At 71.5% G+C, this 24,934-nt stretch carries 24 protein-coding genes and 1 riboswitch; of the genes, 6 read left to right on the top strand and 18 right to left on the bottom strand.

The features are described from left to right. The 4 genes from HGK68_RS15720 to HGK68_RS15705 form a co-directional block, all read right to left on the bottom strand. Positions 1–345: a YciI family protein gene (locus HGK68_RS15720; protein WP_169166808.1), complete on the bottom strand. Its 345-nt coding sequence runs from the start codon at positions 343–345 to the stop codon at positions 1–3. An 8-nt stretch (positions 346–353) separates the two neighbouring features. Next, positions 354–1,058, bottom strand: coding sequence for a DUF1361 domain-containing protein (locus HGK68_RS15715; protein ID WP_169166807.1), 705 nt, complete (start codon positions 1,056–1,058; stop codon positions 354–356). Positions 1,059–1,083: 25 nt separating this feature from the next. After that, a complete protein-coding gene (locus tag HGK68_RS15710; RefSeq protein WP_169166806.1) occupies positions 1,084–1,494 on the bottom strand; it encodes an ATP-binding protein in 411 nt (136 codons plus the stop codon). Between the two features lie 70 nt (positions 1,495–1,564). After that, entirely contained in the window at positions 1,565–2,851 is a 1,287-nt protein-coding gene (locus HGK68_RS15705; protein WP_169166805.1) for a hemolysin family protein, read from the bottom strand. Between the two features lie 103 nt (positions 2,852–2,954). On the opposite strand from HGK68_RS15705, the gene HGK68_RS15700 reads away from it, so the two are divergent. Further along, on the top strand, positions 2,955–4,829 hold the full coding sequence (locus HGK68_RS15700; protein WP_343036944.1) for a penicillin-binding transpeptidase domain-containing protein: 1,875 nt from the start codon (positions 2,955–2,957) through the stop codon (positions 4,827–4,829). A gap of 64 nt (positions 4,830–4,893) precedes the next feature. Next, a riboswitch (cyclic di-GMP riboswitch) is annotated at positions 4,894–4,968 on the top strand. A 15-nt stretch (positions 4,969–4,983) separates the two neighbouring features. After that, positions 4,984–5,115 carry a hypothetical protein gene (locus HGK68_RS16305; protein WP_281358365.1) on the top strand — a complete coding sequence of 44 codons (132 nt, stop codon included), beginning with the start codon at positions 4,984–4,986 and terminating at the stop codon, positions 5,113–5,115. Between the two features lie 15 nt (positions 5,116–5,130). On the opposite strand, the gene HGK68_RS15695 is transcribed toward HGK68_RS16305, so the two are convergent. Next, positions 5,131–7,635 (bottom strand): flippase-like domain-containing protein, encoded by a 2,505-nt coding sequence (locus HGK68_RS15695; protein ID WP_169166804.1) that lies wholly within the window; start codon positions 7,633–7,635, stop codon positions 5,131–5,133. Between the two features lie 189 nt (positions 7,636–7,824). Here HGK68_RS15695 and HGK68_RS15690 point away from each other — a divergent pair, with 189 nt between their 5' ends. Next, positions 7,825–8,427, top strand: coding sequence for an HdeD family acid-resistance protein (locus HGK68_RS15690; RefSeq protein WP_246260439.1), 603 nt, complete (start codon positions 7,825–7,827; stop codon positions 8,425–8,427). Positions 8,428–8,523: 96 nt separating this feature from the next. Here HGK68_RS15690 and HGK68_RS15685 read toward each other — a convergent pair whose 3' ends face one another. Then, positions 8,524–9,393 carry a CPBP family intramembrane glutamic endopeptidase gene (locus HGK68_RS15685; protein WP_169166803.1) on the bottom strand — a complete coding sequence of 290 codons (870 nt, stop codon included), beginning with the start codon at positions 9,391–9,393 and terminating at the stop codon, positions 8,524–8,526. Between the two features lie 455 nt (positions 9,394–9,848). On the opposite strand from HGK68_RS15685, the gene HGK68_RS15680 reads away from it, so the two are divergent. After that, a complete protein-coding gene (locus HGK68_RS15680; RefSeq protein WP_169166802.1) occupies positions 9,849–10,610 on the top strand; it encodes a hypothetical protein in 762 nt (253 codons plus the stop codon). Between the two features lie 57 nt (positions 10,611–10,667). On the opposite strand, the gene HGK68_RS15675 is transcribed toward HGK68_RS15680, so the two are convergent. The 4 genes from HGK68_RS15675 to HGK68_RS15660 form a co-directional block, all read right to left on the bottom strand. Next, positions 10,668–11,408 carry a copper homeostasis protein CutC gene (locus HGK68_RS15675; protein WP_169166801.1) on the bottom strand — a complete coding sequence of 247 codons (741 nt, stop codon included), beginning with the start codon at positions 11,406–11,408 and terminating at the stop codon, positions 10,668–10,670. Between the two features lie 66 nt (positions 11,409–11,474). After that, positions 11,475–13,835, bottom strand: a complete 2,361-nt coding sequence (locus tag HGK68_RS15670) for a heavy metal translocating P-type ATPase (protein WP_169167172.1) — start codon at positions 13,833–13,835, stop codon at positions 11,475–11,477. Between the two features lie 50 nt (positions 13,836–13,885). Further along, the gene (locus HGK68_RS15665) at positions 13,886–14,116 is read right to left on the bottom strand and encodes a heavy-metal-associated domain-containing protein (protein ID WP_169166800.1); all 231 of its coding nucleotides are present in this window, start codon (positions 14,114–14,116) and stop codon (positions 13,886–13,888) included. A 29-nt stretch (positions 14,117–14,145) separates the two neighbouring features. Then, complete coding sequence (locus HGK68_RS15660) at positions 14,146–14,427, bottom strand: metal-sensitive transcriptional regulator (RefSeq protein ID WP_169167171.1); 282 nt, start codon at positions 14,425–14,427, stop codon at positions 14,146–14,148. Between the two features lie 97 nt (positions 14,428–14,524). Here HGK68_RS15660 and HGK68_RS15655 point away from each other — a divergent pair, with 97 nt between their 5' ends. Both HGK68_RS15655 and HGK68_RS15650 read left to right on the top strand, forming a co-directional pair. Beyond that, entirely contained in the window at positions 14,525–15,628 is a 1,104-nt protein-coding gene (locus tag HGK68_RS15655; protein WP_169166799.1) for an acyltransferase family protein, read from the top strand. Between the two features lie 114 nt (positions 15,629–15,742). Then, positions 15,743–16,303, top strand: coding sequence for an excalibur calcium-binding domain-containing protein (locus HGK68_RS15650; protein ID WP_169166798.1), 561 nt, complete (start codon positions 15,743–15,745; stop codon positions 16,301–16,303). An 86-nt stretch (positions 16,304–16,389) separates the two neighbouring features. Here the strand turns inward: HGK68_RS15650 and HGK68_RS15645 are convergent, their stop codons facing one another. The 8 genes from HGK68_RS15645 to HGK68_RS15610 all read right to left on the bottom strand — a co-directional run bounded on the left by HGK68_RS15645 (position 16,390) and on the right by HGK68_RS15610 (position 24,828). After that, positions 16,390–17,112: an MBL fold metallo-hydrolase gene (locus HGK68_RS15645; protein WP_169166797.1), complete on the bottom strand. Its 723-nt coding sequence runs from the start codon at positions 17,110–17,112 to the stop codon at positions 16,390–16,392. Between the two features lie 98 nt (positions 17,113–17,210). Then, on the bottom strand, positions 17,211–17,942 hold the full coding sequence (locus HGK68_RS15640) for a hypothetical protein (RefSeq protein WP_169166796.1): 732 nt from the start codon (positions 17,940–17,942) through the stop codon (positions 17,211–17,213). A 10-nt stretch (positions 17,943–17,952) separates the two neighbouring features. Beyond that, on the bottom strand, positions 17,953–18,534 hold the full coding sequence (locus tag HGK68_RS15635; RefSeq protein WP_169166795.1) for a hypothetical protein: 582 nt from the start codon (positions 18,532–18,534) through the stop codon (positions 17,953–17,955). A gap of 74 nt (positions 18,535–18,608) precedes the next feature. Beyond that, positions 18,609–19,253, bottom strand: coding sequence for a response regulator transcription factor (locus HGK68_RS15630; RefSeq protein ID WP_169166794.1), 645 nt, complete (start codon positions 19,251–19,253; stop codon positions 18,609–18,611). A 75-nt stretch (positions 19,254–19,328) separates the two neighbouring features. Then, positions 19,329–21,011: an ABC transporter ATP-binding protein gene (locus HGK68_RS15625; protein ID WP_169166793.1), complete on the bottom strand. Its 1,683-nt coding sequence runs from the start codon at positions 21,009–21,011 to the stop codon at positions 19,329–19,331. Further along, complete coding sequence (locus HGK68_RS15620) at positions 21,008–22,006, bottom strand: ABC transporter permease (RefSeq protein WP_169166792.1); 999 nt, start codon at positions 22,004–22,006, stop codon at positions 21,008–21,010. The genes HGK68_RS15625 and HGK68_RS15620 overlap by 4 nt, the downstream gene beginning before the upstream one ends. Beyond that, positions 22,006–23,094: an ABC transporter permease gene (locus tag HGK68_RS15615; protein WP_169166791.1), complete on the bottom strand. Its 1,089-nt coding sequence runs from the start codon at positions 23,092–23,094 to the stop codon at positions 22,006–22,008. The genes HGK68_RS15620 and HGK68_RS15615 overlap by 1 nt, the downstream gene beginning before the upstream one ends. Before the next feature lie 63 nt (positions 23,095–23,157). After that, the gene (locus HGK68_RS15610; RefSeq protein WP_169166790.1) at positions 23,158–24,828 is read right to left on the bottom strand and encodes an ABC transporter substrate-binding protein; all 1,671 of its coding nucleotides are present in this window, start codon (positions 24,826–24,828) and stop codon (positions 23,158–23,160) included. Between the last annotated feature and the right edge of the window lie 106 nt (positions 24,829–24,934).

Below are 24,934 nucleotides of genomic sequence, written 5' to 3'. Positions count from 1 at the left end.
TCAGCGGCTCTCCGGGTCGTCGCCGAACTTCCTGACCTCCTGCGGGCACCGGCAGCCGTCGGCGATCCTGGCCGCCCAGTGCAGGGCGGTCTCCCGGTCGGGCACGTCCAGGATCGTGTACCCGCCCTCCAAACGGGCGGTCTGCGGGTAGGTGCCGTCGACGACCGTGCCGTCCGCGGCGACCCGCACCGGGGGCACCGACTCGTCGATCCCACCGCCGAAGACCCACACCCCGGCGGCCTTCGCCTCGCGCACCACAGCGTGGGAGGTCCTGGCCACCTCCTCGATGCCGCCGGGCGGGATGTCCATCTCACCGCTGGGGAAGGAGATCAGGTAGTACGACATGACGCCCCCTAGGACAGCAGCTGCACCGCACGGACCAGCGGCCCGACCACGACCAGGTACATCAGGCCGAAGAACACCGCCGCGGTCACAGTGAACCCCGCGGCGTTCGCCGCCGCACGCGGTTGCCGCAGGTGCGCGAACAGCTTCGCCACGATCCGCCACGGCCGCACGATGTCCCAGCTGTTCAGCCGCAGGTTCCGGCCCAGGTAGATGCCGAAGGCCGACAGCAGCAGCACTACTCCGGTGACGATCCGGACCTCGGCACTGGTCAGCGCCGCCACCTCGTCGAAGCGGACCGCCACGTAGGCCAGCTGCACCAGGAAGACGTTGAACAGCATGTTCAGTACGCCGGACATCGCCAGCGACAGCACCAGCAGGATGTCGTACCACTCCGGCACTCGCTCGCCGGGCCGGCGGTGGTTCAGGTTAAGTTCGGTGATCAGGTACCCGGCATTCGGCAGCAACAGCAGCCAGCCGCCGATCAGGACCACGCCCAGCACGACGATCAGCGGCACCGGAGCACCGGCGGCGAGCAGGATGCCCTCGCCGAGCACGGCGACCAGCAGCACGAACACCGGTGTCACCGACAGGCCGACGTTGAGCAGCATCGGCCGGTACAGCCGAGTGCCGAACAGCCAGGACCGCAGCACGATCAGCGCCACGGCCAGGACGTTCATCCCGACGATGCCGGCGATGCTGTCGTTCAGGAGCATGCGGTCATCGTGCCGGAGAACCGGCTCACGCGCCGAGCAGTGCCGTCCGCAGCGTCGCACCCACCCGGGCCTCGAACCACACCGTCTTGCCGGCGCCCGGGTGGACGTCCACGCCCCAGGTCGACGCGAGCATCTCCACGATCCGCATCCCGTTGCCGCCAGCACGGGTGGCGCTGGCCGGGCGGACCACCGGCATCGTGGTGTCGGTGTCGGTGACCTCCACCCGGACCGCATCCTGCCGCAGGTCGGCCCGCACCGAGATCGGCGCGCTGGCACCCGTGTGCACGATCGCGTTGGTCAGCACCTCGCTGGTGAGCAACTCCAGGGTGTGCTCGGCGCTGGGGCCGACGTGGGCGCGCCGACCGAGGGCGGCGACCCAGTGCCGGGCACGGGCGATCGACGACGGGTCTGCTGGGAGCAGCAGGCGCTCGGGCATCCTGGCTCCTTTCCTGGCCGAATGGTCCGGGAACCAGGGTGGCCCGATTCCTCCCGTTCTGCATCCGGTGTCACTCGGCGTCGGGCGGCGGCATGACCCGGATGCGGGTGATGCGCCGCCCGCTGACCTGCACGATCTCGATCCGGTGATCGTCGATCGGGATGCTGTCCCCGACGGCGCCGAGCCGTCCGAGCCGGGCGATCAGGTACCCGGCGACCGTCTCGTAGGGTCCGTCGGCCAGGGCGATCCCGGTCAGCTCGGTGAATTCCTCGATGGACAGCCCGGCGTCGTAGGTGCCCGGTGAATCCTCGTGCCGCTCGGGGCCGGAGGAGCCCGCGATGTCGTACTCGTCGCGGATCTCCCCGACCAGCTCCTCGACCAGGTCCTCCAGGGTGACGATGCCGTCGGTGCCGCCGTACTCGTCGACCACCACCGCGATGTGCACGCCCTCGCGCCGCATCCGGGACAGTGAGGGCAGCAGCTTGTTGGTGCCGGGCAGCGCGACGATCTCCCGCATCACCCGGCGCACCGGCTGCTCCGGGTCGCGGGCGTCGATCAGGTCGCGGATGTGCAGGAAGCCGAGCACGTCGTCGAAGTCGATCCCGGTGACCGGGTAGCGGGACCACGGCTGGTCGCGCACCTCCTCCAGCGCCTGGGCCAGGGTCAGATCGGCGTCCAGGAACTTGACCTCGCCACGGGGCCGCATCACCTCCGCGACCGACCGGTCACTGGCCTCGAAGACGTCGCCCAGGATCCGACGTTCGTCCTCGGGCAACCCCTGGTGCGCGATCACCAGGTCGCGCAGCTCGGCCTCGGACATCTCCTCGCTGGTGGCGGTCGGGTCGCCGCCGAACAACCGGACCAGGGCGTTCGTCGACTTCGACAACAGCCAGATCACCGGCCGCATCAGGACCGCGAACCGGTCCAGCGGGGGAGCGACCGCCAGCGCGACCTTGGCCGACGACTGCAGGGCGATCCGCTTGGGCACCAGCTCACCGAGCACCAGGGACAGGTAGGCGATCACCAGGGTGAGCAGCACCAGCGCGATCGTCCCGGCCGGGCCGCTCGGCACCCCGAGCGACTCGATCACCGGCGCGAAGTCCGGTGCGATGGTGGAGGCACCGTAGGCGGCGGAGAAGAACCCGGCGACCGTCACCCCGATCTGCACGGCTGCCAGGAACCGATTCGGGTCCCGGGCCACCGAGGCGACCCGCGCGCCGCGGCTGCTCTGGCGTTCCAGCCGGTTGATCTGGCTCTCCCGGAGTGACACCAGGGCGATCTCGGTCCCGGCGAACACGCCGCCGATCAGGATGAACAGGAGGACCAGTCCGATGTTGGCCCAGGTCTCGGCGTCCATCAGCGGCTCGAAGGAGTCGACATGTCGATATCCAAGACGGTGCGCACCGGATCTGCACCTCGAATCCGCACCGCGGGTCACAGCCGATTCCTAGGCTGTGCGGGTGAGCGGAGCGACGAAGCGGTCTCGGATGATGGCGGCGCTGGTGGCCGTGGGTCTGGTCGGTGTGCTGGCGGCCTGCGGCGGTGACGACGGGGACGACCGGCAGCAGGTCGCCGACGCGCTGGCCGCCGCTCTCACCGACGGCGACTTCAGCCAGGTGCCGCTGGCGGGGGCGACCGCGGACGACGCTGCCGCTCGCCGGACCGAGGTGAACGCCGGGCTCGACCCGTGGCAGCCGACCGTCACCGCCGGGGCGGTGCGGGACGGCGCGGACGCCGACAGTGCCGCCGCCACGCTGAGCTACACCTGGGACCTGGACGGCGCGAGCTGGACCTACGACACCCACGCGCCGCTGACCCGGACCGACGACGGGTGGCAGGCCACCTGGAGCTCGATGCTGCTCGCCCCCGACCTGACCGACGCCGAGGTGCTGACCGTCCAGCGGTCGATGCCGGAACGCGCGCAGGTGCTCGGTGCCGGCGACGCGGTCATCGTGGAGAACCGACCGGTGAACCGGGTCGGCCTGGACAAGACCCGGTTGAGCGCCGACCAGTGGGACGCCGCCGCCCGGCAGCTTGCCACCGCGCTGGAGCTCGACCCCGACGACTATGCGGCCCAGGTCGCGGCCGCCGGGGAGAAGGCGTTCGTCGAGGCGATCGTGATCCGGGACGGCGACCCGAACTACGACACCGGTGCGCTGATCGCGCTGCCCGGCGTGATCGCCACGACCGACACCCTGCCGCTGGCACCGAGCCGGACCTTCGCGCGGCCGGTGCTCGGGTCGGTCGGCCAGGCGACGGCGGAGATCGTGGCGCAGTCCGAGGGCGCGGTGGCGGCCGGTGACCTGACCGGGCTCAGCGGCCTGCAGCGGCAGTTCGACGACCAGCTGCGCGGCACCCCCGGCCTGACGGTCATGGCGGGGGATCGGGCACTGTTCAGCTCGGAGCCGCAGGTCGGGGAGCCGTTGCGGCTGACGCTGGACCCGACCGTGCAGACCATCGCGGAGAACGTGCTGTCGTCCAAGACGGAGGGGGCGTCGGCGCTGGTGGCCATCCGGCCGTCCACCGGGGAGCTGGTCGCGGCGGCCAGCGGTCCGGGCGGTGACGGCACCTCGACCGCCACCCTCGGGCTGTACGCGCCGGGCTCGACGTTCAAGGTCGCGAGCTCGCTGGCGATGCTGCGCACCGGGATCACGCCGGACACCCCGGTCGAGTGCCCGGCCACCCTGAACGTCGACGGCCGGGAGTTCCAGAACGTGCCGGGCTACCCGACCGACAAGCTGGGCACCATCACCCTGCGGACCGCGGTGGCGAACTCCTGCAACACCGCCTTCCTCGGCGCCCGGGACACCGTGCAGCAGGCGGCGCTTGCGGACGCGGCACAGTCGCTGGGGATCACCGAGGCCGAGTTGGGCTTCGCCGCGACCCTGGGTGCGGTGCCCACCGACGCCACCGGCACCGACCATGCGGCGTCGCTGATCGGCCAGGGCCGGGTGCAGGCGACCCCGCTGGGGATGGCGACCGTGGCCGCGTCGGTGGTGGCGGGGCACCGGGTGCTGCCGCAGCTGGTGGTGGGCACGGCGCCGACCGCGGCCGAACCGGCCCACCCGCTGAGCACCGACGAGGCCGACGCACTCCGGTCGATGATGCGCGCGGTGGTCACCGAGGGCGGGTCGACCTTCCTGCAGGACGTGCCCGGTGTCGAGGTGATCGCCAAGTCCGGCACCGCCCAGTACGGCGACGGCGACCAGGCGCACGCCTGGATGATCGCCGGGCAGGGTGACCTGGCGGTGTCGGTGTTCGTGGAGACCGGGACGTCCGGGGTGGACACCGCCGGTCCGCTGCTGGAGGCATTCCTCACCGCGATCGCCGGGTGAACTGCAAGATTCAACGACCTCTGGGTCTTCCGCCCGGGGCGGCGCGCTCCTAGAGTCTGACTCGTCAGCGACAAGGCAAACCCACCGCAAGGCGGGGACGCAAAGCCACGGGACCCACGCGGTCAGCCGGGCTGCCGAACGAAGGATGTGCCCCATGGACCCGCGCTTCTCCGAGTCGACCGAGAACGACCTGACCGACCGCCTGGCCTCCCGCCTCGGGTCGTGGAGCCGACTGGCCGCCGCCCGCCTGGCCGAGGTCCCGGCGCAGGGCCCCGCCCGCGCCTGACTCCCGCGCCCGGTGCTACAGCTCGCCGACCTTGCGCAGGTAGCGCATCGCCGCCCAGCCCACCGGGATCCGCAGCCAGTAGGTGAGCACCCGGAACAGCACGGCCACCGAGGTCGCCACGCCGGGATTCACGCCGACCACCGCCAGCGCACCACCCAGGGCCAGCTCGGTGGTGCCGACACCGCCCGGGGTCGGGGCGACCGACCCGGCGGTGTTGCCGACCAGGAACACGATGGCGACCTGGACCAGTGACAGTTCCTGGCCGAAGGCGCGCAGGCAGACCTCGAAGGCCAGCACGTAGCCGAGCGTGGTGAGTGCGTTACCGCCGATGCCGAGCAGCAATCGCCGGGGCTGGCCCACGACCTCGATCAGCCGCGGCCAGGTCTGCTGCAGGGTCGGCAGGGTCTTGGTCGCCACCCACTGCCGGACCTTCGGCACCAGCATCAGCGCCGCGATCACCCCGACCAGGATGCCGATCGCCAGCACCACGGTGGGTGAGATCGTGAACCGCTCCAGCTGGTTCGTGCCGGAGGCGACCGACAGCACCAGCAGCATCAGCAGGGTCACCACGAACTGCGAGACCTGCACCAGTGCCACCGTCGCCGTGGCCAGCGCCCCGGAGACACCCCGCTTGGTCAGCAGCCGCAGGTTCAGCGCCGCCGGACCGATCCCGGCCGGCGCGGCGAGTGCCACGAAGGTCGCCGCGGACTGGGTGACGGTCGCCCGCCAGAGCGGGATCTTCTGCGGCGCGAAGGCGACGAGGGTCAGGGCGGCGCCGAACAGCGTGCTCATCCCGAAGGCGAAGGCCAGCAGGCTCAGCCGCCAGTCGGTCTCCCGGAGCGCGTCCAGGATGGTCTGCAGGTTGATCGTGGTGAGCAGCACGATCACCGCGGCCACGGTCAACAGGATCGTGATCAGGGTGCGGGCGCCGAACCGGTTCAGCGCGACCGGCTCCACGTCGGCCTGCGGCAGGGTGGCGACCAGCGCCGACCGCAGCTCGGCCAGCACCTGCTTGTGCGCGCGCAGCTCCTCGCGGGTGCGCTGCGGCAGGGCCACGGTCTGCAACAGCGGACCGATCGCGGCGATGTCGGCCTCGTCCAGCACGGCGACCGCCGACTCCAGCGCCCGGGTGGGCCCGACCCGGAGCGCGAGCAGGGCGACCATCTGGGTGCGGTCCATCCGCTGCGCCAGCTCGGAGGAGGCGACGTCGCCCTGCTCCCAGCCGATCAGCCAGACCTGCGGCGCCCCGGTGTCGTCCCGGCCGAGCAGCACCACGTCGCTGGTCAGCGCGCGGTGCGCCAGCCCCGCCTCGTGCGCGACGCCGAGCTGCGCCCAGATCGCCCGCAGCGCGTCGTCGTCGATCGCCTCCGGATCCAGGTCCGCCAGCGGCACCGCGTCGGCGATCCGGTCCTGGACCAGGATCATCGACGAGTCGGCCTCGGACACCGCGTGCAGCTGCGGCGAGCAGACTCCGGCGGCGGTGGCGGTGTAGCTCAGCAGCGCCGATCGTTCGGCGGCCGCGCGCAGCGACACCGTGGACCGACCCTCCAGCCCGCGCAGTCGGATCGAGCGCCACAGCCGGGACAGGAAACCGATCACCTGCCGGTCGCCGTCGTAGACCAGCACGTCGTACCGGTCGCCGTCGACGGTGGTCATCTCGTACACCCGGTGGTCGGAGTACCGGGCCATGCCCCGCGCCGCCGGGGTGCCGGGCTCGTCCGCGGACGGCGGCGCGTCGTCGGGGGGCAGGTCGTCCGGGATCCGGACCAGCAGGGCCGGGTCGAAGCCGGTGCGGCGGATCCCGGCGACCAGACTCTGGCCGTAGGCCCGCTCGGAACGCACCCCGGAGACGTACCGGGTGGCCAGACCACCGGCGCGGCCGATCAGCAGCGCGATCCCGACACCGGTGATCGACACCGAGCCGGTGACGACCATGATGCCGATCGCCACCCAGACCAGGTTCCACGACCAGGACACGGTGCGGCGCCGGGTGCGCGGGCCGGTGGCGGTGAGCAGTCCGGCGATCAGGGCGATGTAGCCCGGGATCGTCACCGTCCACACCCCGCCGAGCCGGACCGACAGACCCGCGACCAGCTGATCGGACCCGAAGTGCTCCACCAGCCACAGCACCGTCGACGACACCAGCACCGAGGCGACCGAGGCCGCCACCGCCTCCAGCATCTGCCGACCGAGCCGACGCACCGCCAGCTCGATCAGCACCGCTGTCGGCACGAAGAAGGTGACGATGCTCTCCAGCAGGGCGGTCGGCACCACCAGCAGGTCCTGCAACAGGGTCGAGACGCTCTCCACGTCCTCGGCCACACCCGAGGCGGTGTTGTGCGCGTAGGTCGACAGCGCCAGCACCAGCACCACGCCGAGCACGCTCAGCACGACGCCGAGCAGGTCGCTGGGGTGGTGCACCCGGTTCTCCGGGGTGTCCACGATCCGGGTGTGCGCGGCCGCAGCGGCGTCCTCGGACCGACCGGGCGCCGCCGGCGCGCTGGTCGATGCGTCGGACATGCTTCGGAGTGTAGGCAGCCGGGACCGCCACCACCGGGATCTGCGCGCGATTCCGTCCCTGCGACGGAGGCCACACCGGTGCAGGTCATCCCCGAGGTGGATGTCCCCGTCCCGTGGTGGCCCGACCCGGCCCGGTCTACCGTGACCAGCACCGGGAGTGTCGACTCCCACTGAAGGGGAGGGCGCACAGTGGACGTCAACGGTCGGATCGCGACACTGCTCGGGCGGGTCTGGTGGATGCCGGTGCTGCGCGGAGTGCTGCTGGTGGTGCTCGGCCTGCTGATGCTGGTCGAGCCGCTGCGCACCCTGTCGGCGCTGGGCTGGATCTACGGCGCGTTCGCCGTCGCCGACGGTCTGGTGGTGCTGGCCCAGGCATTCCTGGTGCGCCGGCGGCCCGGACTGGGCTGGTGGGTGGCCGAGGCCGTCGTCTCCATCGCCTTCGGCATCCTGATCATGCTGTGGCCCGGGCTGACCGCGCTGGTGCTGTTCTACCTGCTCGCGCTCTGGGCGCTGGTGGTCGGGGTGATGGCGCTGATCGTCGCCGCGACCCAGTTCCGGGCGCGGGACCTCGGATGGGTGGGCACGCTGATGTTCGGGCTGATCGCGTTCCTGTTCGGGGCGATGCTGGCGATCCAGCCGCAGGAGTCGCTGACCGTGGTGGTCGCGATGTTCGGGCTGTTCGCGCTGGTGGGCGGTGCGGTGATGATCGTGGCCGGCTTCGTGACCCGGTCCTTCGGACGCCAGCTGCGGTCCTTCACCGAGTCCGCCGAGTCCGCGGGGCCGACCCGCTGATCCCTTCCGCGCCCGTCTGGCCCCGCTCCCGCTCCGACGCCGGCCTCGTCGTGGCCCCGCGAGGGCGCGCGGCAGGCGGTGGGGCGGGCGGGGCGTTCAGCTGATGCCGAGGGCCGCGAGCCAGGCCGCCGGGATGAGGGCGTAGCCGACGAAGGCGACCACATCCAGCAGGGTGTGGGCGACGACGAGCGGCATCACCCGGCGGCGTCGGCGGTAGTACTCGGCGAAGACGACGCCCATCACCACGTTGCCGACGAACGGGCCGATGCCCTGGTACAGGTGGTACGACCCGCGCAGCAGGGCGCTCGCGGCGATGATCGCCACCGGTCCCCAGCGCAGCTCGCGCAGGCGCTCCATCAGGTAACCGACCACGATCACCTCCTCCAGCAGCGCGTTCTGCAACGCCGACAGCAGCAGCACCGGGATGGTCCACCACGCGGCGTTCAGCGCGGCCGCCTGCACCTCGACCGTGATCCCGATCGCCCGCCCGAGGACGTAGAGCCCCAGACCGGGCAGGCCGATCAGCGCCGCGAGGCCGAAGCCGACGCCGAGGTCCCGCAGCGGCCGCGCCCGGTCCAGGCCGATCCGAAGCAGGGCGCTGCGGCCGTTCTGGGACAGGAGGTACAGGGCCAGGGCGACCGGGATCAGCGCGAAGCCGATCGAGAGCAGCTGGTAGGTCAGATCCAGGTAGGGCCGCGGTGACTGGCTGGTGTTCAGCGCCGTCGACTGTTCGCGCAGCGACTTATCGGCGGTGAGCCGGGCGACGATGTTGACCAGTGCATAGACCCCGGACTTGCCGAGGGAGAGGCCGAGGACGATCCAGATCTCCACGCCGAGTCGGCGGCGGCGGGCGCGCTCGGAGGGCTGGGGCGCTGCGGAGGTGCCGGGGCGCTGAGCGGGCGCGGTGGTGCGCTCGGCGGCGGCGGCCGTGCGCGGGTCCGGGGCTGCGGCGTCGGGCTGGGACACCTGGGCAGGGTACGGCCGCCGGCTCGACGTGGGCTGGACGTCGACTGTGAGTTTCCGGCGCCGGAGCTCACGGCGGCGGGCCGTGCGTCGACTTTCGGCACCGCGGCCATGCGCGGGTGTCGTCGGCGACCAGAGGCGATGGTCCCGGGGGCTCGGTCGCGCACAGTCGTAGTGTGCCTGCACAGCCGCGCTAGGTGTGCCCGTCCGGGGTGCGCCCATTCTCGATGACGAGAACGTGGAAGCGGGGCATCATGACAAGCAAGAAGTGTGACGCGCAGCGGGCAGTTCCGGCGGCGCTCCTCTTACTCACCTCGGCATTGGTGGCAGGTGGCCTCGCTGCCAGGCCGTTGTCAGCGGGGTTGTTCATCGCCGCTTGCGCTGCCGCGCTCGCCGCGGTCGTCTGCGCGATATCGACACGGCAACGGGAGGCTCGTCGGAGTAGGTCGGTTGTCGCCGTGGCGATGATCCTGGCGGTCACCCTTGTTGTCGGATTCTTCACCGCTGCCCGCTGGGGCACGAGCTCCACCCTGTTCGAGAGTGCTGTCCTCGGGGGTGTGGAGACGGCGGTCGGGCCGAGCGTCGCCCCGATCGCCGACCACGGTGGTCGCCTACACCTGGAATCCGACGACGTGACGGGGACCGCTCAACTGGACAAGGTGGCCGAGGAGGCGGCCGAGGTGGTCGAGGTGACCGCCGCCACCGAGGCCGACCGGGTCGCACTCGCCCAGCGCTATGGCTACAGCCCTCGGAGCGACCTGGTCATGGACTGGAGCGGTGCTGTCGCGCAGGACATCGCGGGCGCTGAGACGGTCACCGTTCCGCTGGTCGGGTCGGACCTTCCGCTCACATCGAAGGTGAGTTTCGTCGCCACAGCGGAGGGGATGACGGTCATCGAGATGGCGTCCGGGATGCTGGATGACGACCATGCGGCCATGACCGTGTGGCAGGACGGAACTCGCACCAAGGATCTGGTGGTCGCGAATTCCGAGGCCACAGAGAACGGCGCAGGTGTCTATTCGACTGGGTGGAGTTGGAGCGAGTTCTCCAGGTGCCTCAACAACCAGGGTGTGAACTGGGCCGCGATCACGCTGATCAGTGCGGCGTGCAGCCTGGCGTGCGTCGCCTCGGCCGGGTTCGGTTGCGTCGCGTGTGCGGTCGCCGTTCTCGGTGGTGCATCCGGCACCGTCAGCGCCTGCGCGTACCTAGCGCGCACGTGACGGGTGACGTCGCTGGGCCCGGCGCTCCGATGTGGAACCGGACGAACCCCGGGGCACTCAGCTCCGCAGCGCGGAGGCCGCCGCGGCGACCAGGGCCGGGTCGGTGACCGTGTACCCGGCGTCCCCGCCGCCGCCCGGCCCGCCGTCGGCCTGGACCGGGCGACTGGCGGACAGGTGCACGGCGTCGACGCCGGTGGCGACCAGGGCCGGGATGTCGTCGGGCCGGACCCCGCCACCCGCCATGATCTGCACCCGACCCGCTGCGTGGGCGACCAGGGCCGCAAGCCGGTCGGCGCCGTCGATGGCGCGGGGGGCGCCGCCGGAGGTGAGCACCCGGGTGACCCCGGCGTCGATCAGCAGGTCGAGGGTGGCGAGCGGGTCGGCGACGGTGTCGATCGCGCGATGGAAGGTGACCGGGATGCCGTCGGCGGCGTCGATCAGACGACCGAGCAGCGGCAGATCGACCTGACCGTCGGTGGTGAGGCCGCCGACCACGACGCCGTCGGCGCCGGAGCTGCGGACCAGGCGGACGTCGCGGACCAGGACCTCGGCCTCGTGGTCGGCGTAGTCGAAGTCGCCGGGGCGGGTGCGGATCAGGACGTGCACCTCGGGGGCCGGGCGGTCGGCGCCGCGCAGGAAGCCGCGTTCGCCGAGCACGGTGCCGAGCAGCCCGGCGGAGGGGGTCAGCCCGCCGGTCGCGGCGAGTCCGGCGCAGAGTTCGATCCGGTCGGCGGACGACTCCGCCGCGATCCGGTAGCCGACGGCGTCCTGGACGGCGATCTCCAGCGCAACGGTCACGGGGGTCCTCCAACGGGTCGGCGTCGACGGCTCGCCATCATGCCGTAGTGGAGGACCCCCGTGTGCTCAGGCGAAGCGGCGCAGCCGGAGCGAGTTGGTGACCACCAGCACCGAGGAGAACGCCATCGCGGCTCCGGCGATCATCGGGTTGAGCAGACCCAGCGCGGCGAGCGGGATCGCGGCGACGTTGTAGGCGAAGGCCCAGAACAGGTTCTGCTTGATGATCCGCAGGGTGCGCCGGGACAGTCGGATCGACTGCGCGGCGGACCGCAGGTCGCCGCGCACCAGGGTGACGTCGGCGGCCTCGATGGCGACGTCGGTGCCGGTGCCCATCGCCAGTCCCAGGTCGGCGGTGGCGAGTGCGGCCGCGTCGTTCACGCCGTCACCGACCATCGCGACCCGGGCGCCGGTGCGTTGCAGGGCGGCGACCCGGTCCACCTTGTCGGCGGGCAGCACCTGGGCGATCACGTCCTGGTCGGCGATGCCCACCTCGGCGGCGACCCGGCGGGCGGCACCGGCGTTGTCGCCGGTCAGCAGCACCGGGCGCAGGCCGAGGGCACGCAGGTCGTCGACCGCCTGGGCGGAGGTCGGCTTCAACGGGTCGCGCAGGACCAGCGCACCCCGGGCGGCACCGTCCCACGCGGCCATCACGGCGGTCGCCCCGTCCTGTTCGGCGGCGGCGAACCGGGCAGCGAGGTCCTGGTCCACCGTCACACCCTGTTCGGCCAGCCACTGCGGGCGACCGACCAGGACCCGGCGGGCCAGGGTGACACCGGTGTGCGGAGCGCGGACCACGCCCTCGACGCCACGGCCGGGGATGTTCCGGAACTCGTGCACGTCCAGATCCGCGGTGTCCGCGGCGCGGGCGATGGCCTGGGCGATCGGGTGCTCGGAACGGGACTCGACGGCCGCGGTGAACCGCAGCAGCTCGTCCCGGTCCTCGGTGGTCAGGACGTCGACCAGTTCCATCCGACCTTCGGTCAGGGTGCCGGTCTTGTCGAGCACGACGGTGTCGACGGTGCGGGTCTGCTCCAGCGTCTCCGGTCCCTTGATCAGGATGCCGAGCTGCGCACCGCGACCGGTGCCGACCAGCAGGGCGGTCGGGGTGGCCAGGCCGAGGGCGCAGGGGCAGGCGATGATCAGCACGGCGACCGCGGCGGTGAAGGCGGACTGGGCCGACCCGCCGGAGAGCAGCCAGACGGCCAGGGTCCCGATCGCCAGCACCAGGACCACCGGCACGAAGATCGCGGAGATCCGGTCGGCCAGTCGTTGCACCGGTGCCTTGCCGGTCTGGGCGCGGGTGACCAGACGGCCGATCTGCGCCAGACGGGTGTCGTCGCCGACCCGGGTCGCGCGGACCACCAGGTGTCCGGCGGTGTTGATCGTCGCGCCGGTCACCTCGTCGCCGGGGGAGACGTCCACCGGCACCGGTTCGCCGGTGAGCAGGCTGGTGTCGACGGCGCTGGTGCCCTCGACCACGACACCGTCGGTGGCGACCTTCTCGCCCGGGCGGACGGCGAACTCGTCGCCGGTGGTGAGTCGCCCGATCGGGACCCGACGCTCGGTGCGCCGACCGTCCGGCCCGGTGACCAGCAGTGCGACGTCCTTCGCCCCGAGGTCGAGCAGCGCGCGCAGCGCGTCCCCGGCCCGGCGTCGGCTGCGGTGTTCGGCGTACCGACCCGCCAGCAGGAACGTGGTGACGACGGCGGCGACCTCGAAGTAGAGCTCCGGCATCCCGGTGTGCTCGTCGGCGGCCGGCCAGAGGGTGGGGGTCATCGTCATGCCGAGCCGCCCGGCGCCACCGAGCAGCAGCGCCCACAGCGACCAGCCGGTGGCGGCGATGATCCCGATCGAGACCAGGGTGTCCATCGTCGACGACCCGTGGCGGGCGGCCCGCGCGGCGGCGCGGTGGAACGGCCAGGCTGCCCAGGTCGCCACCGGCAGCGCGAGCACGGTGACCAGCCACTGCCAGCCGGTGAACTGCAGCGCCGGGATCATGCTGAGCAGCACCACGGGCACGGTGAGCACGGTGGCGACCCGCAGTCGGCGGCGCAGGTCGGTGCCGCGCCGGTCGGTCGGGGCGGAGGTGTCCTCGTCCGGGTCCATCTCGTGACCCGGCGCCATGCTGTGCCCGGAGAGCGCGTGCTCGGTCGGGTCCATGCCGGCCATGTCGTGGGTCGGCGTCATGTCGTGGGCGGCCGCCGGGTCCTGCGTGCTCGTGCTGGTGTCGCCGGTGCCCCCGGTGACCGTCGCCTCGTAGCCGGCCTTGCGGACCGCCTCCACCAGCGCTTCGGTGTCCGGGAGCCGGCCGTCCACCGGGTGCAGTTCGACGTGCGCCGACTCCAGGGCCAGGTTCACCGTCGCCTGGACACCGGGGACCCGGTTCAGTCGCTTCTCCACCCGCGCCACGCAGGAGGCGCAGGTCATGCCCTCGACGGCGAGGTCGACGGTGCCGACCGGTGCTTCGGGTGTGGACGTCACAGCAATGATCCCTTCGGGGTGACCGCGTAGCCGGCCTCGTCCACGGCGGCGGCGATGGCCGCCGGGTCCAGGGGGGCCTCGGAGGTGACGGTGACCGGGGACGAGCCGCCGGTGACCAGCTCGACCTGCACATCGGTGACACCGGGCAGCGTGGTCAGCTCCTCGGTCACGTGCTTCACGCAGTTGCCGCAGGTCATGCCGTCGACGGAGAAGGTGGTGGTGGTCATGGGAGTTCCTCTCGGAGGGGGTGGGACGGTCAGCTGCGGACCAGGCGGGCGATGGCCTCGGCGGCTTCCTTCACCTTGGCCTCACCCTCCTCGGGTGACTTCTTGGCGGCGTCGACCACGCAGTGCCCGAGGTGGTCCTCGACCAGCGCGATGCTCACCGACTGCAGGGCCTTGGTGACGGCGGCGACCTGGGTCAGGACGTCGATGCAGTACACGTCCTCGTCGATCATCCGGGCGATGCCGCGCACCTGGCCCTCGATCCGGCGCATCCGCTTGGCGTAGTCGTCCTTGTTCGGGGTGTAGCCGTGCATCGGTGTCTCCTGCTCGTCGGGGTCCACCCGGTGAACGCTATACCCCCCCGGGGTATTTCGACAGGTCGACTCGAGCGATCCGCCGTAGGTTCTCCGGATGCCATCCGCCTCCGCGCCTCGACTCACCGTGGTCGACCTCCTGCGCTTCGTCGCCGCGATGGCCGTGCTGTTCTTCCACTTCACCGCGCGCGACCACCAGCGTTGGGGTGACGAGCTGCCGTTCCAGGTGTTCCCGTGGCTGTCCGAGGTCAGTCGCTACGGCTACCTCGGGGTGCATCTGTTCTTCGTGATCAGCGGCTTCGTGATCCTGACCTCGGCCTGGCGTCGATCCGGCGGCGCGTTCATCGCCTCCCGGGTCAGTCGGCTCTATCCCGCCTACTGGCTGGCGGTGCTGCTCACCGCTACGCTGCGCTGGCTGTGGCCGAGCTTCGAGGGCCGCACCCCGACCGAGGTGCTGGTCAACCTCACGATGTTGCAGGACCTGTTCGAGGTGCCGCGGGTGGACGGGGTCTACTGGACGCTCTGGGTGGAGCTGCAGTTCTACCTGTTGATCCTGCTGTTCATCCGGATCGGCCTCACCCTGCGCCGGGTGCTGATGGTGGCGGCGGTGGTCCCACTGGTCACCGTGCCGCTGAGCCTGCTCGACCTCGGGTGGTTCGGCCGGTTCACGCTGATCGAGTGGGCACCGCTGTTCTGCGCCGGGATGGTGATCTCGGTGCTCTACCGGACCGGCCACCGGCCGATCGCCTGGGCCGTGCTCGCGCTGGACGTCGCCGCGGCGGTGGTGATGACCCAGTGGAAGACGATCGGGGCGATCGACGCCATCAGCTCCGGGCACGTGACGTCACCAGCGCTGATCGGGGTGCTGGTGGTCGCCTGCGTCGCGATGGTGGCCGCCGCCGCCCTGTGGCCCGCCCTCACCCGGACGGACTGGCGGGTGTTCACCCTGCTCGGCCTGCTGACCTACCCGCTGTACCTGACGCACGAGTACGTGGGCTGGGCGACGATCGAGGTGCTGGCCCCGCACCTGGGCAGATTCGGCACCCTGGCCGCCGCGATCCTGGTGTGCGTGGCGGTGGCGATCCTGGTGTACCGGGTGGCCGAGCGGCCGTTCCAGCGGCGGATGCGTCGCGGTCTGGAGCGGGTGTTGCGCGTGCGGCCGGTGGTGCGGGGACGGGATCACGAGCCGGAGCCGCTCTGAGGGGTAACACCTAGGGACAGGACGAAAGCCCCCCGTGGTGAGCGCCCGGACCCCTAGCGTGCTGCACGATCAGCCGCCGCTCGGCGGCGGTCGTCTCACGATCCAGGGGGAGCCATGACCAGTGTCGGTAGCGCCATCTTCGGGGTGAAGGGCCAACGCACCCGACCGGTGATCCTGTTGGCGAGCGGCGTGTTCCTCGGTGCGCTGGTCGGCAGCGGAGGCTCCGGCCAGTCGACCGCTGCCGAACCGGCACCCACCGTCACCGTCACGGCCACCGCGACGCCGACCGCTGCCGTCGATGACCTCGCCGAACGGGAGGCGGCCGTCACCTCCCGCGAAGCAGCCGTGGAGACCCGGTCGCAGAGCGTCGCCGCCCGGGAGGCCGACGCCAGCACCCGCGAGACCGCGCTGAACGAGGCGGATCAGTGGATCGCCGACCGAGAGGCAGCGGTGGCGGCGCGAGAGGCCAGCGCGGCGGCCGCGGTGAGCAGCACCGGCTCCAGCTCGGCCGGTGGGTCCAGCTCGGCCAGCGGGTCCACGACCTCCGGTGGTGGCTCGACCTTCTACGCGAACTGCACCGAGGCGCGCGCGGCCGGGGCGGCGCCGATCATGAGCGGCGAGCCGGGGTACAGCTCCAAGCTGGACCGGGACGGCGACGGTATCGCCTGCGAATAGGCACCTGGCGAGCGCGCCCACTGGGACCGCCCGAACCGCGCCGCGTGCCTGAACCGCCTCGGGTTCTGACCCCTCGGCGCAGGGGGTCAGGATCGGCGGATGACCGGCCCATGACCGGGAATCACGATCCCGGCGTCCCAGCTGCACAGCAGCTCACGACCGGACCGCGCAACGTCCGGGTCGTGCTGGAAGTACGCGGGCAGGTCGATCAGCCCCGGGCGGGCGGGCGGTCGCAGGGTCGGGTGACCGGTGACCGCGGCATCGCCGGTGGCCAGGACGCCGAGCTCCGGGAAGTGCACCACCGCGCTGCCCGGCGTGTGCCCGGGGACGGCGCGGAGCACGGGACGCAGCGGCAGGTCGAGCGGCTGGTCGGCGGGAGCCTCGGCCGCGTCGGGGATCGCCACGTCGCGCAGGCCGCCGGCCGACATCGCGGCGACCGCCCAGCGGGCGACCCGGGGCTGCCACAGCGAGGGGGCGATGGCGCGCAGGTCGGCCTGGTGGACGACCTCGCGGCGCAGGTTCGGCAGTTCGGCGGCGAGGCCGTAGACCGGGAAGTCGAGTCCGGTGCGCAGGTGCGTGAAGCCGCCGATGTGGTCGACGTGGCCGTGGGTGGCGATCCCGGCGACCACGTCCTCGGGTCGGCGGCCGATCATCCGCAGCGACTCGACCAGGGCGTCGCACTGGCCCGGGTAGCCGGAGTCGATCAGCAGCACGGCGTCCCCGTCGACGGCCAGCAGCCAGTTGACCAGGGGAGTGCGGGCGGTGAACAGGCCGGGGGCGGTCTCCCGGACCGCGAGCGGGTGGGTCATGTCTCGGACGGTAATCCGGTGAGCGGGGCACGCGCAGGCGTTTCGGCAGGGCGACGGCCCGACCCCCGGTGAGGGATCGGGCCGCCGTCGTGCGTGTCTCAGGCCAGATCGACCCGCTGGTCGGGTGCGCAGAACCCGGTGAGCCGGTCCAGCACGGCACGCAGTGCCTCCGCGCCGTCGTCGTTACCGGCCTGGTCGAGCTGCTGGGCGCGGGTGTCCAGCCCCGCGATCAGCTGGGCGCCGGGGGTCCCGGCGCGGTTGGCGGCGAGCAGTGCCTCGATCAGGGGCGCGTGGTCACCGCCACGGGCCACCGCCGTGGCCAGCCGGTCCACCTCGGGATGCACGGTGCCACCTTCCCCCAGGACGGCAGCCGCGCAGGCGACGGCCGGATCCGGTGCGAGCGACCAGTTTCCCACGGTGGCATCGAGGTCACCGATGTAGGTCACGACCGCCATCGCCTCACCCGGGGCGATCACCGCATGGTGCGGGTGCGCGTGGGTCGGGGCCGGGGTGTTGGTCAGCTGGGCCGGGTGCAGGGTGCTGTCGTCGAGCTGCCACATGCGCAGCCCGGCGCGGCCGGAACCGTTCCAGGGCGCGCCGCTCGGTCGCCGGTGGGGAGGCAGGTTGCACCCCGAGCCGGTGGCGACGGACATGCCCTGGGGCGCACCGGCGGGCGTCACCGGGTTGACCCACTGGGCGGCCCCGTTGAGGTAGGTCTGGATGTCCGTGGTCGGGTTCGGTGGGTAGCGGACGCCCAGGGCGTTCGCGTTGTTGGCGGCCACCAGGGGTCCGCCGCCGTCGGGGAGCATGCCCCGGTAGACGAGTGCCATCGCCGTCGCCTCAGTGCTGGTGCTCGTAGGCGACGAAGCAGTAGCTGGCGATCCCGGCCGGCTGCTGGTTCACGTCGGTGGCGGGAGAGGTGACCATGTAGACGTCGACGATCAGCTGGTCGCGGAAGTTGTACCGCTTGGAGAACGGCGTCCACTCCAGGGCGACCTCACTGAACCGCTGCTGGAAGATCGTGCCGAGGTTCTGCGCCAGCTCGATGGCGTCGGCGTCGCTGATCGAGTCCTTGAAAATGGTCTGCAGATAGGTCTGGATGTCCGCGATCCCGTTCGACTTCTCCCAGACGATGATGTCCTCGGCGGCGGCGATCGGCAGGTCGCCGGTCACCGGCTGCGAGCGCATCCCGGCGTAGAAGTACCCGTACTGGGTGGCGAAGTTGGTCTCGCAGTAGCTCCAGGTGTCCTTCGTGATGATCTGGCCGTCGTCGTTGTCACCGACGGCGCGGGTGCGCTCCGGCAGCAGCGCGATCGCCTGCTGCGTGGCGGCGCCCGCGATCAGTGCCTCAGCTGCGGTCGCCAGTGCGTCGAGCGCGATCGGCGCGATGATCTCGACGACCTTCTTCACGGTCTGTGCCATGGTCCTGCTCCTTCGAATTCGGCTGTGGGCCGAGTGCCCCCTGCTGTGTTGCGGGTTCAGCTTCCGGGGCGCAGTCACCGGCGTTCATCACCAGAATTGGTGAAGTGTGCGTGGTCCCACACCAGTTCGGCCGGCGGCCCGGAGCGGGCGGCGATCGCCACCGCGGCGGTCTGCGAGGTGACGCCGAGCTTGCTCAGCACCGAGCGGATGTGGCTGCGCACCGTGTGCAGGGAACGGTGGGTGCGCACCGCGATGTCGGCGGCGCTGGCACCGGACATCAGGGCGACCAGCACGGCGCTCTCCTGCCGGGTGAGCCGGGCCAACGCGGCGGACTCCACGGCACGGCGGCGCAGGTCGGCGGCGGTGGTGGCGACGGTGCCGCGGTCGCGCAGCGCCTGGTCGATCAACCGGACGAGGACCGGGAACGGGGTGGCGGCGTTGAACACCTGCGCGCCCCGCTCCGCGTGCACGATCAGCGCCGGGAGGGACGGGACGCCGCCCACGCAGACGTCGACGGCGAGCGCGAGCGGTCGGGCGCCGGAGCGCGGGGTGGGGATCCGCGTCGCCGGTTCGTCGTCCAGGACCAGGACGGTCAGCGCCTCGGGGGCGAGGTGCTCGGCGTCGACGACGCACCACCCGAGGCCGCGCAGGGCCGAGGTCATGCCGGTGGCCAGCACCACGGAGGCCGCAGCGATGACGCGCACCACTACGGCCCCCATGTACCGATCTTGCGGAGGGCTGCCCCCGCCGAGCCGCAGGACGCGCCCGGGTACCGACCGCTCGACCTGATCGGCTCAGGCCAGCGCCCGCCACTCCTCCCGCCGTCGCTCCTGCTCCACCGGGTCCGGCACCGGCAGGGACGCCAGCAGCCGGCGGGTGTACTCCTGCTGCGGGGCACCGAGCACCTGTTCGCCGGTGCCCTCCTCGACCAGGCTGCCGTGGTGCAGCACCGCGATCCGGTCGGCGAGCAGGTCGACCACCGCCAGGTCGTGGCTGATGAACAGGCAGGCGAAGCCGAGGGACGCCTGGAGTTCGCTGAACAGTTCCAGCACCCGGGCCTGCACCGAGACGTCCAGGGCGCTGGTCGGCTCGTCGGCGATCAGCAGCTCGGGGTCCAGGGCGAGGGCGCGGGCCAGGGAGGCGCGCTGGCGTTGCCCACCGGAGAGTTCGTGCGGGAACCGGTCGCCGAAGGACTTCGGCAGTTGCACCGATTCGAGCAGGTCGTCGACGGCGGAGCGGGCGTCCTCGGGGGAACGGGCCTTGCCGTGCACGATCAAGGGCTCGGCGACGCACTGCGCGATGGTGAGCAGCGGGTTGAAGCTGGTCGCCGGGTCCTGGAACACGAAGCCGATCCGGCGGCGGACGGGCCGGAACTCGCGCTCGCGGACGCCGTTCATCTCGGTGCCGAGCACCCGCAGCGAGCCGCCGGAGACCGGGGTGAGACCGGCGATGGCGCGCCCGATGGTGGTCTTGCCGGAACCGGACTCGCCGACCAGGCCCAGCACCTCGCCGGGTCGGATCGTCAGGGACACCCCGTCGACGGCCCGGAAGCCGGGACGGCGGAACCTGCCCGGGTAGGTGATCTCCAGATCGGTCGCCTCGACCACCGGGGTGGCGGACTCCCAGCCCTCCGGGCGGGCGGCGGCGCGGGTGCGGGCGTGCACGGTGCCGCCACCGATCCGGGGCACGGCGTCCAGCAGGCGGCGGGTGTACTCGTGGGCCGGGGCGCTGAACAGCTGCCGGACCGGGGCCTGCTCGACGATCTCGCCGGAGTACATCACGGCGACCCGGTCGGCCAGATCCGCGACCACCCCCATGTTGTGCGTGATCAGGACGATCGCGGTGCCGAACTCGTCCCGGCAGCGGCGCAGCAGGTCGAGGATCTCGGCCTGGACGGTGACGTCGAGGGCGGTGGTCGGCTCGTCGGCGACGATCACCCCAGGGTCGAGCACCAGCGCCTGGGCGATCACGATCCGCTGCTTCTGGCCGCCGGAGAACTCGTGCGGGTACTGGTCGATCCGGTGCTCCGGGTCGGGGATGCCCACCCGGCGCAGGATGTCGATCGCCTCCGCCCGGGCTGCGGTGCGGCTGAGCTTCCGGTGCGCGCGCAGGCCCTCGATGATCTGCCAGCCCACGGTGTACACCGGGTTCAGGGCGGTGGAGGGCTCCTGGAAGACCATCGCCGCGTCCCGACCCCGGACGCCCCGCAGGGCACTGCCGCGCAGGCCGATGATGTCGTGCTCGGTGCTGCCGTCCTTGCTGGTCAGCACGACCGCGCCCCGGGTGGTGGCGGTCTCGGGCAGCAGGCCGAGGATGGTCTTGCTGGTCACGGTCTTGCCCGAGCCGGACTCACCGACCACGGCCAGCACCTCGCCGGCGTTCACGGTGAGGCTGACGTCGTCCACCGCACGCACGGATCCGGCGTCGGTGGCGAAGGAGACGGACAGGTTCTCGATCCTGACCACGGGGCCGGTCATCGAGCACCCCCTTCCAGTTCGGCGGCGTGCCCGGGCAGTGCGCCGCCGGGCACCACGGAGGTCTGTGCGGTGGTGTCGTCGGTGGCCGCGCCCGCCCGGCGTCGGGTGCGCAGTCGGGGGTCGGCGAGGTCGTTCAGGGACTCGCCGACCAGGGTCATGCCGAGGACGACCAGCACGATGGCGACGCCGGGGAAGGTGGCCGTCCACCAGACACCGGAGCTGACGTCGGAGATCGCCTTGTTCAGGTCGTAGCCCCACTCGGCGGCGGCGGTGGCCTCGATGCCGAAGCCGAGGAAGCCGAGCCCGGCCAGGGTGAGGATCGCTTCGGACGCGTTCAGCGTGATGATCAGCGGCAGCGTGCGGGTCGCGTTGCGCAGCACGTGCCGGAACATGATCCGGCGGTGCCCGGCACCGATCACCCGGGCGGACTCGACGAAGGCCTCGGCCTTGATCCGCACCGTCTCGGCCCGCACCACCCGGAAGTACTGCGGGGTGAAGACCACGGTGATGGACAGCGCCGCCGCGAGCACACCGCCGATCATCGACGACTGCCCGCCGCTGATCACGATGGCGAGCACGATGGCCAGCAGCAGGGAGGGGAAGGCGTAGACGGCGTCCGCGATCACGACCAGGATCCGGTCCAGCCAGCCACCGAAGTAGCCGGAGATCAGGCCGAGCAGCACGCCGATGAACAGCGAGGCCGCCACCGCGATCACGATCACCAGCAGGGCGGTGCGCGATCCCCAGATCACCCGGGACAGCACGTCGTAGCCGCCGACGGTGGTGCCGAGCAGGTGCTCCGACGACGGCGGCTGCGTGGCGCCGAACAGGCCGGTGTCCGGGCTGCGGAGCTGGCCGTAGCCGTAGGGCGCGAGCAGCGGGGCGAAGATCGCGGCGAGCAGGAAGATGCCGGTGAGGACCAGTCCGGCGATCAGCATGCCGCGTTGCAGACCGACGCTCTGGCGGAGCTGCCGGATCACAGGGAGCTGACGCATCAGTACCTCACCCTCGGGTCGATCAGCGCGGCGATCACATCGACCACGAAGTTGGTGAGCGCGACGATGATCGCCAGCATCACGACGATGCCCTGCACCGCGACGAAGTCACGGGCCTGCAGGTACTGCGACAGCTGGAAGCCCAGTCCGCGCCACTCGAAGGTGGTCTCGGTCAGCACCGCGCCGACCAGCAGCATCGCCACCTGCATGCCGACGACGGTGATGATCGGGATCAGGGCCGGGCGGTAGGCGTGCTTGCGCAGCAGCCGGGACTCCTTCACCCCCCGGGACCGGGCTGCCTCGACGTACCCGGAGCCGAGGGTGCCGATCACGTTGGTCCGGACCAGGCGCAGGAACACCCCGGCGGTGAGCAGGCCGAGGGCGACCGCGGGCAGGATCGCGTGCTGCAGCACGTCGGCCACCACATCGGGGTTGCCGGTGCGGAAGGCGTCGATCAGGTAGATGCCGGTCGGGTCGTCGAGTCGGCGCATGGCGAGCTCGGAACGGTTGGAGGCGCGGCCGGCGACCGGGAGCCAGTCCAGCTGCACCGCGAAGATCAGCTTGAGCAGCAGTCCGGCGAAGAACACCGGGGTGGCGTAGCAGGCGATGGCGAACACCCGCAGCAGGGCGTCCGGCACCTTGTCCCGGAAGTAGGCGGCGACCAGGCCGAGCGGGATGCCGACCAGGAAGGCGACGATCAGCGCGTAGAACGCCAGTTCCAGGGTCGCGGTGCCGAAGGTGGTGAGCACCTCGGTGACCGGGCGGCTGTCCGAGATGGTGGTGCCGAGGTCCCCGCGCAGCAGGTCGCCGAGGTAGTCGACGTACTGGGTCAGGATCGGCCGGTCGTAGCCCGCGGCGTGGATCCGCTCGGCGAGCTGGTCGGCCGGCAGACGACCGCCCTGGGCGGCGGTGATCGGGTCACCGGTGGCCCGCATCAGGATGAACACCGTGGTGACCAGGATGAACACGGTCGGGATGATCAGCAGGAACCGGATCAGGATGTAGCGGCCCAGTCCGCCGCCGGAACGCGTGCCGCGGCGGGACTTCGGGGCGTCGACCGTGGTCGGGTCGAGGGTGGTGGACGTCATGTCACTCCTGACAGCGTTCCGGGGCGGGCCGCTGGGTGTGCGGCCCGCCCCGGAACTGAGGGATCAGCTACGGCCGAGTGCGCCGTACCGGAACTTGAAGGAGGCGTCGAGGGTGTCCTCGGCCCCGGTGATGTCCGTGCCGGTCACCGCGACCTGGGCGCCCTGCAGGTAGGGCACGGTGGACAGGTCCTGGGCGACCAGGCCCTGGATCTGCTCGATCAGCGCGGTGCGCTCGGTGGCGTCCGGTGTCGCCGCCTGCTGCAGGATCAGGTCGTTGACGGTCTTGTTGTCGTAGTGGTTGCCGAGGAAGTTCTCGGTCAGGAAGAACGGCGTCAGGTAGTTGTCGGCGTCCGAGTAGTCCGGGAACCAGCCGAGCTGGTAGGCCGGGTAGACGTCCGAGGTGCGGTCCTTGGCGTACTGCACCCACTCGGTGGTCTGCAGGTTCACCGTGAACAGGCCGCTGGACTCCAGCTGGTCCTTGATCAGCGCGTACTCCTCACCGGAGGACGGGCCGTAGTGGTCGTTCGAGTACTGCAGGTTCAGGGTGACCGGGGTCTCGACGCCGGCCGACTCCAGGATCGACGTCGCGGCGTCCGCGTCCGGGCCGCCCTCGTGGTCGCCGTACAGGTCCTTCAACGGCTCGACGGCGCCGGTCAGGCCCTCGGGCACGTAGGAGTACAGCGGGGTGTAGGTGCCCTTGTAGACCTGGTCGGCGATCTCCTCGCGGTCGATCAGGTCGGCCACCGCCTGGCGGACGGCCAGTGCCTTGGCCGGGTCGGCCTCCGGGGTGGTCGCGCCGAACGGCTGGGTGTCGAAGTTGAACGTGATGTACCGGATCTCACCGCCGGGGCCGTCGACCACCTGCACGTCGTCGTTCCCGCGCAGGTCCTCGATGTCGGTGGCGGACAGCGAGCGGAAGGCGACGTCGACGTTGCCCTCCTGGATGTCCAGCTTCAGGTTCGAGGCGTCGGTGAAGTACTGCACGTCCACCGCGTCGTTCTTCGGTGCGCCGAGCAGCCCCTGGTAGTCCGGGTTGGCCTGGTAGCTGACCAGGTCGTTCTGGCTGTAGTCGGTGATCGTGTACGGACCGGCGAAGGCGTTGCCGTCGACGATGTCCTGGTCCGGGGTCAACGCGTCGGCGGCGAAGACGTCCTCGTCCACGATCGGCCCGGCCGGGCTGGACAGGATCTGCGGGAAGACCTGGTCGTTCTCGGTCTTCAGGGTGAACACGACGGTGGTGTCGTCCGGCGCGGCGACGCTGTCCAGGTTGTAGAGCAGCGAGCCGGGGCCGTTGCCGCCGTCGGCGCCGGACTCGAAGATCGCGAGCTGCCGGTCGAAGGTGAACTTGACGTCCGAGCTGGTCAGGTCGTTGCCGTTGGCGAAGGTCAGGCCGTCCTTGAGCTTCACCGTGTATTCGGTGGGGCTGGTGAACTCGGCCGACTCGGCGATGTCCGGCTCGACGTCCGGGCTGCCGTAGGGGGTGTTCATCAGGAACGGGTACACCTGGTTCATCACGGCGAAGGACCCGTTGTCGTACGAGCCGGCCGGGTCGATGGTGGTGATCTTGTCGGTGGTGCCGATCAGGATCGAGTCACCGCCCCCACCTCCGCCACCGCCGCCGTCGCTGGCACCGTCGTCGCTGCCACCGCTGCCGCAGGCGGCGAGCAGGAGACCGGTCAGAGCCAGTCCGGCGGTCGGGGCGATCAAGCGTCGGCGCGTGTGCAGCGCTGTCATGGTGTCCCTCTGTTTCCGTGGTGGATCCCCTGATATGTCACGTTCCCCGGACGGCGACGCTGCCGCTCGGTGTGACGAGGGGCACAGGTAAGCACAGGAATCGCAC

Source organism: Cellulomonas taurus (assembly GCF_012931845.1).
Taxonomy (GTDB): domain Bacteria; phylum Actinomycetota; class Actinomycetes; order Actinomycetales; family Cellulomonadaceae; genus Cellulomonas; species Cellulomonas taurus.
The sequence above is the reverse complement of the archived record's forward strand: the minus strand, read 5'-3'. Positions and strand labels throughout refer to the sequence as shown.

What these genes read in the sequence shown, in the direction of transcription:
- HGK68_RS15640 (WP_169166796.1), bottom strand. Translation starts at nt 17,942, where the DNA reads ATGGCACTCGTCTACCGGGGCATGCTCCCCGACGGCGGCGGACCCCTG.
- HGK68_RS15620 (WP_169166792.1), bottom strand. Translation starts at nt 22,006, where the DNA reads ATGCGTCAGCTCCCTGTGATCCGGCAGCTCCGCCAGAGCGTCGGTCTG.
- HGK68_RS15650 (WP_169166798.1), top strand. Translation starts at nt 15,743, where the DNA reads ATGACCAGTGTCGGTAGCGCCATCTTCGGGGTGAAGGGCCAACGCACC.
- HGK68_RS15705 (WP_169166805.1), bottom strand. Translation starts at nt 2,851, where the DNA reads ATGGACGCCGAGACCTGGGCCAACATCGGACTGGTCCTCCTGTTCATC.
- HGK68_RS15710 (WP_169166806.1), bottom strand. Translation starts at nt 1,494, where the DNA reads ATGCCCGAGCGCCTGCTGCTCCCAGCAGACCCGTCGTCGATCGCCCGT.
- HGK68_RS15695 (WP_169166804.1), bottom strand. Translation starts at nt 7,635, where the DNA reads ATGTCCGACGCATCGACCAGCGCGCCGGCGGCGCCCGGTCGGTCCGAG.
- HGK68_RS15645 (WP_169166797.1), bottom strand. Translation starts at nt 17,112, where the DNA reads ATGACCCACCCGCTCGCGGTCCGGGAGACCGCCCCCGGCCTGTTCACC.
- HGK68_RS16305 (WP_281358365.1), top strand. Translation starts at nt 4,984, where the DNA reads ATGGACCCGCGCTTCTCCGAGTCGACCGAGAACGACCTGACCGACCGC.
- HGK68_RS15715 (WP_169166807.1), bottom strand. Translation starts at nt 1,058, where the DNA reads ATGCTCCTGAACGACAGCATCGCCGGCATCGTCGGGATGAACGTCCTG.
- HGK68_RS15670 (WP_169167172.1), bottom strand. Translation starts at nt 13,835, where the DNA reads ATGACCTGCGCCTCCTGCGTGGCGCGGGTGGAGAAGCGACTGAACCGG.
- HGK68_RS15665 (WP_169166800.1), bottom strand. Translation starts at nt 14,116, where the DNA reads ATGACCACCACCACCTTCTCCGTCGACGGCATGACCTGCGGCAACTGC.
- HGK68_RS15630 (WP_169166794.1), bottom strand. Translation starts at nt 19,253, where the DNA reads ATGGGGGCCGTAGTGGTGCGCGTCATCGCTGCGGCCTCCGTGGTGCTG.
- HGK68_RS15625 (WP_169166793.1), bottom strand. Translation starts at nt 21,011, where the DNA reads ATGACCGGCCCCGTGGTCAGGATCGAGAACCTGTCCGTCTCCTTCGCC.
- HGK68_RS15720 (WP_169166808.1), bottom strand. Translation starts at nt 345, where the DNA reads ATGTCGTACTACCTGATCTCCTTCCCCAGCGGTGAGATGGACATCCCG.
- HGK68_RS15635 (WP_169166795.1), bottom strand. Translation starts at nt 18,534, where the DNA reads ATGGCACAGACCGTGAAGAAGGTCGTCGAGATCATCGCGCCGATCGCG.
- HGK68_RS15610 (WP_169166790.1), bottom strand. Translation starts at nt 24,828, where the DNA reads ATGACAGCGCTGCACACGCGCCGACGCTTGATCGCCCCGACCGCCGGA.
- HGK68_RS15655 (WP_169166799.1), top strand. Translation starts at nt 14,525, where the DNA reads ATGCCATCCGCCTCCGCGCCTCGACTCACCGTGGTCGACCTCCTGCGC.
- HGK68_RS15660 (WP_169167171.1), bottom strand. Translation starts at nt 14,427, where the DNA reads ATGCACGGCTACACCCCGAACAAGGACGACTACGCCAAGCGGATGCGC.
- HGK68_RS15615 (WP_169166791.1), bottom strand. Translation starts at nt 23,094, where the DNA reads ATGACGTCCACCACCCTCGACCCGACCACGGTCGACGCCCCGAAGTCC.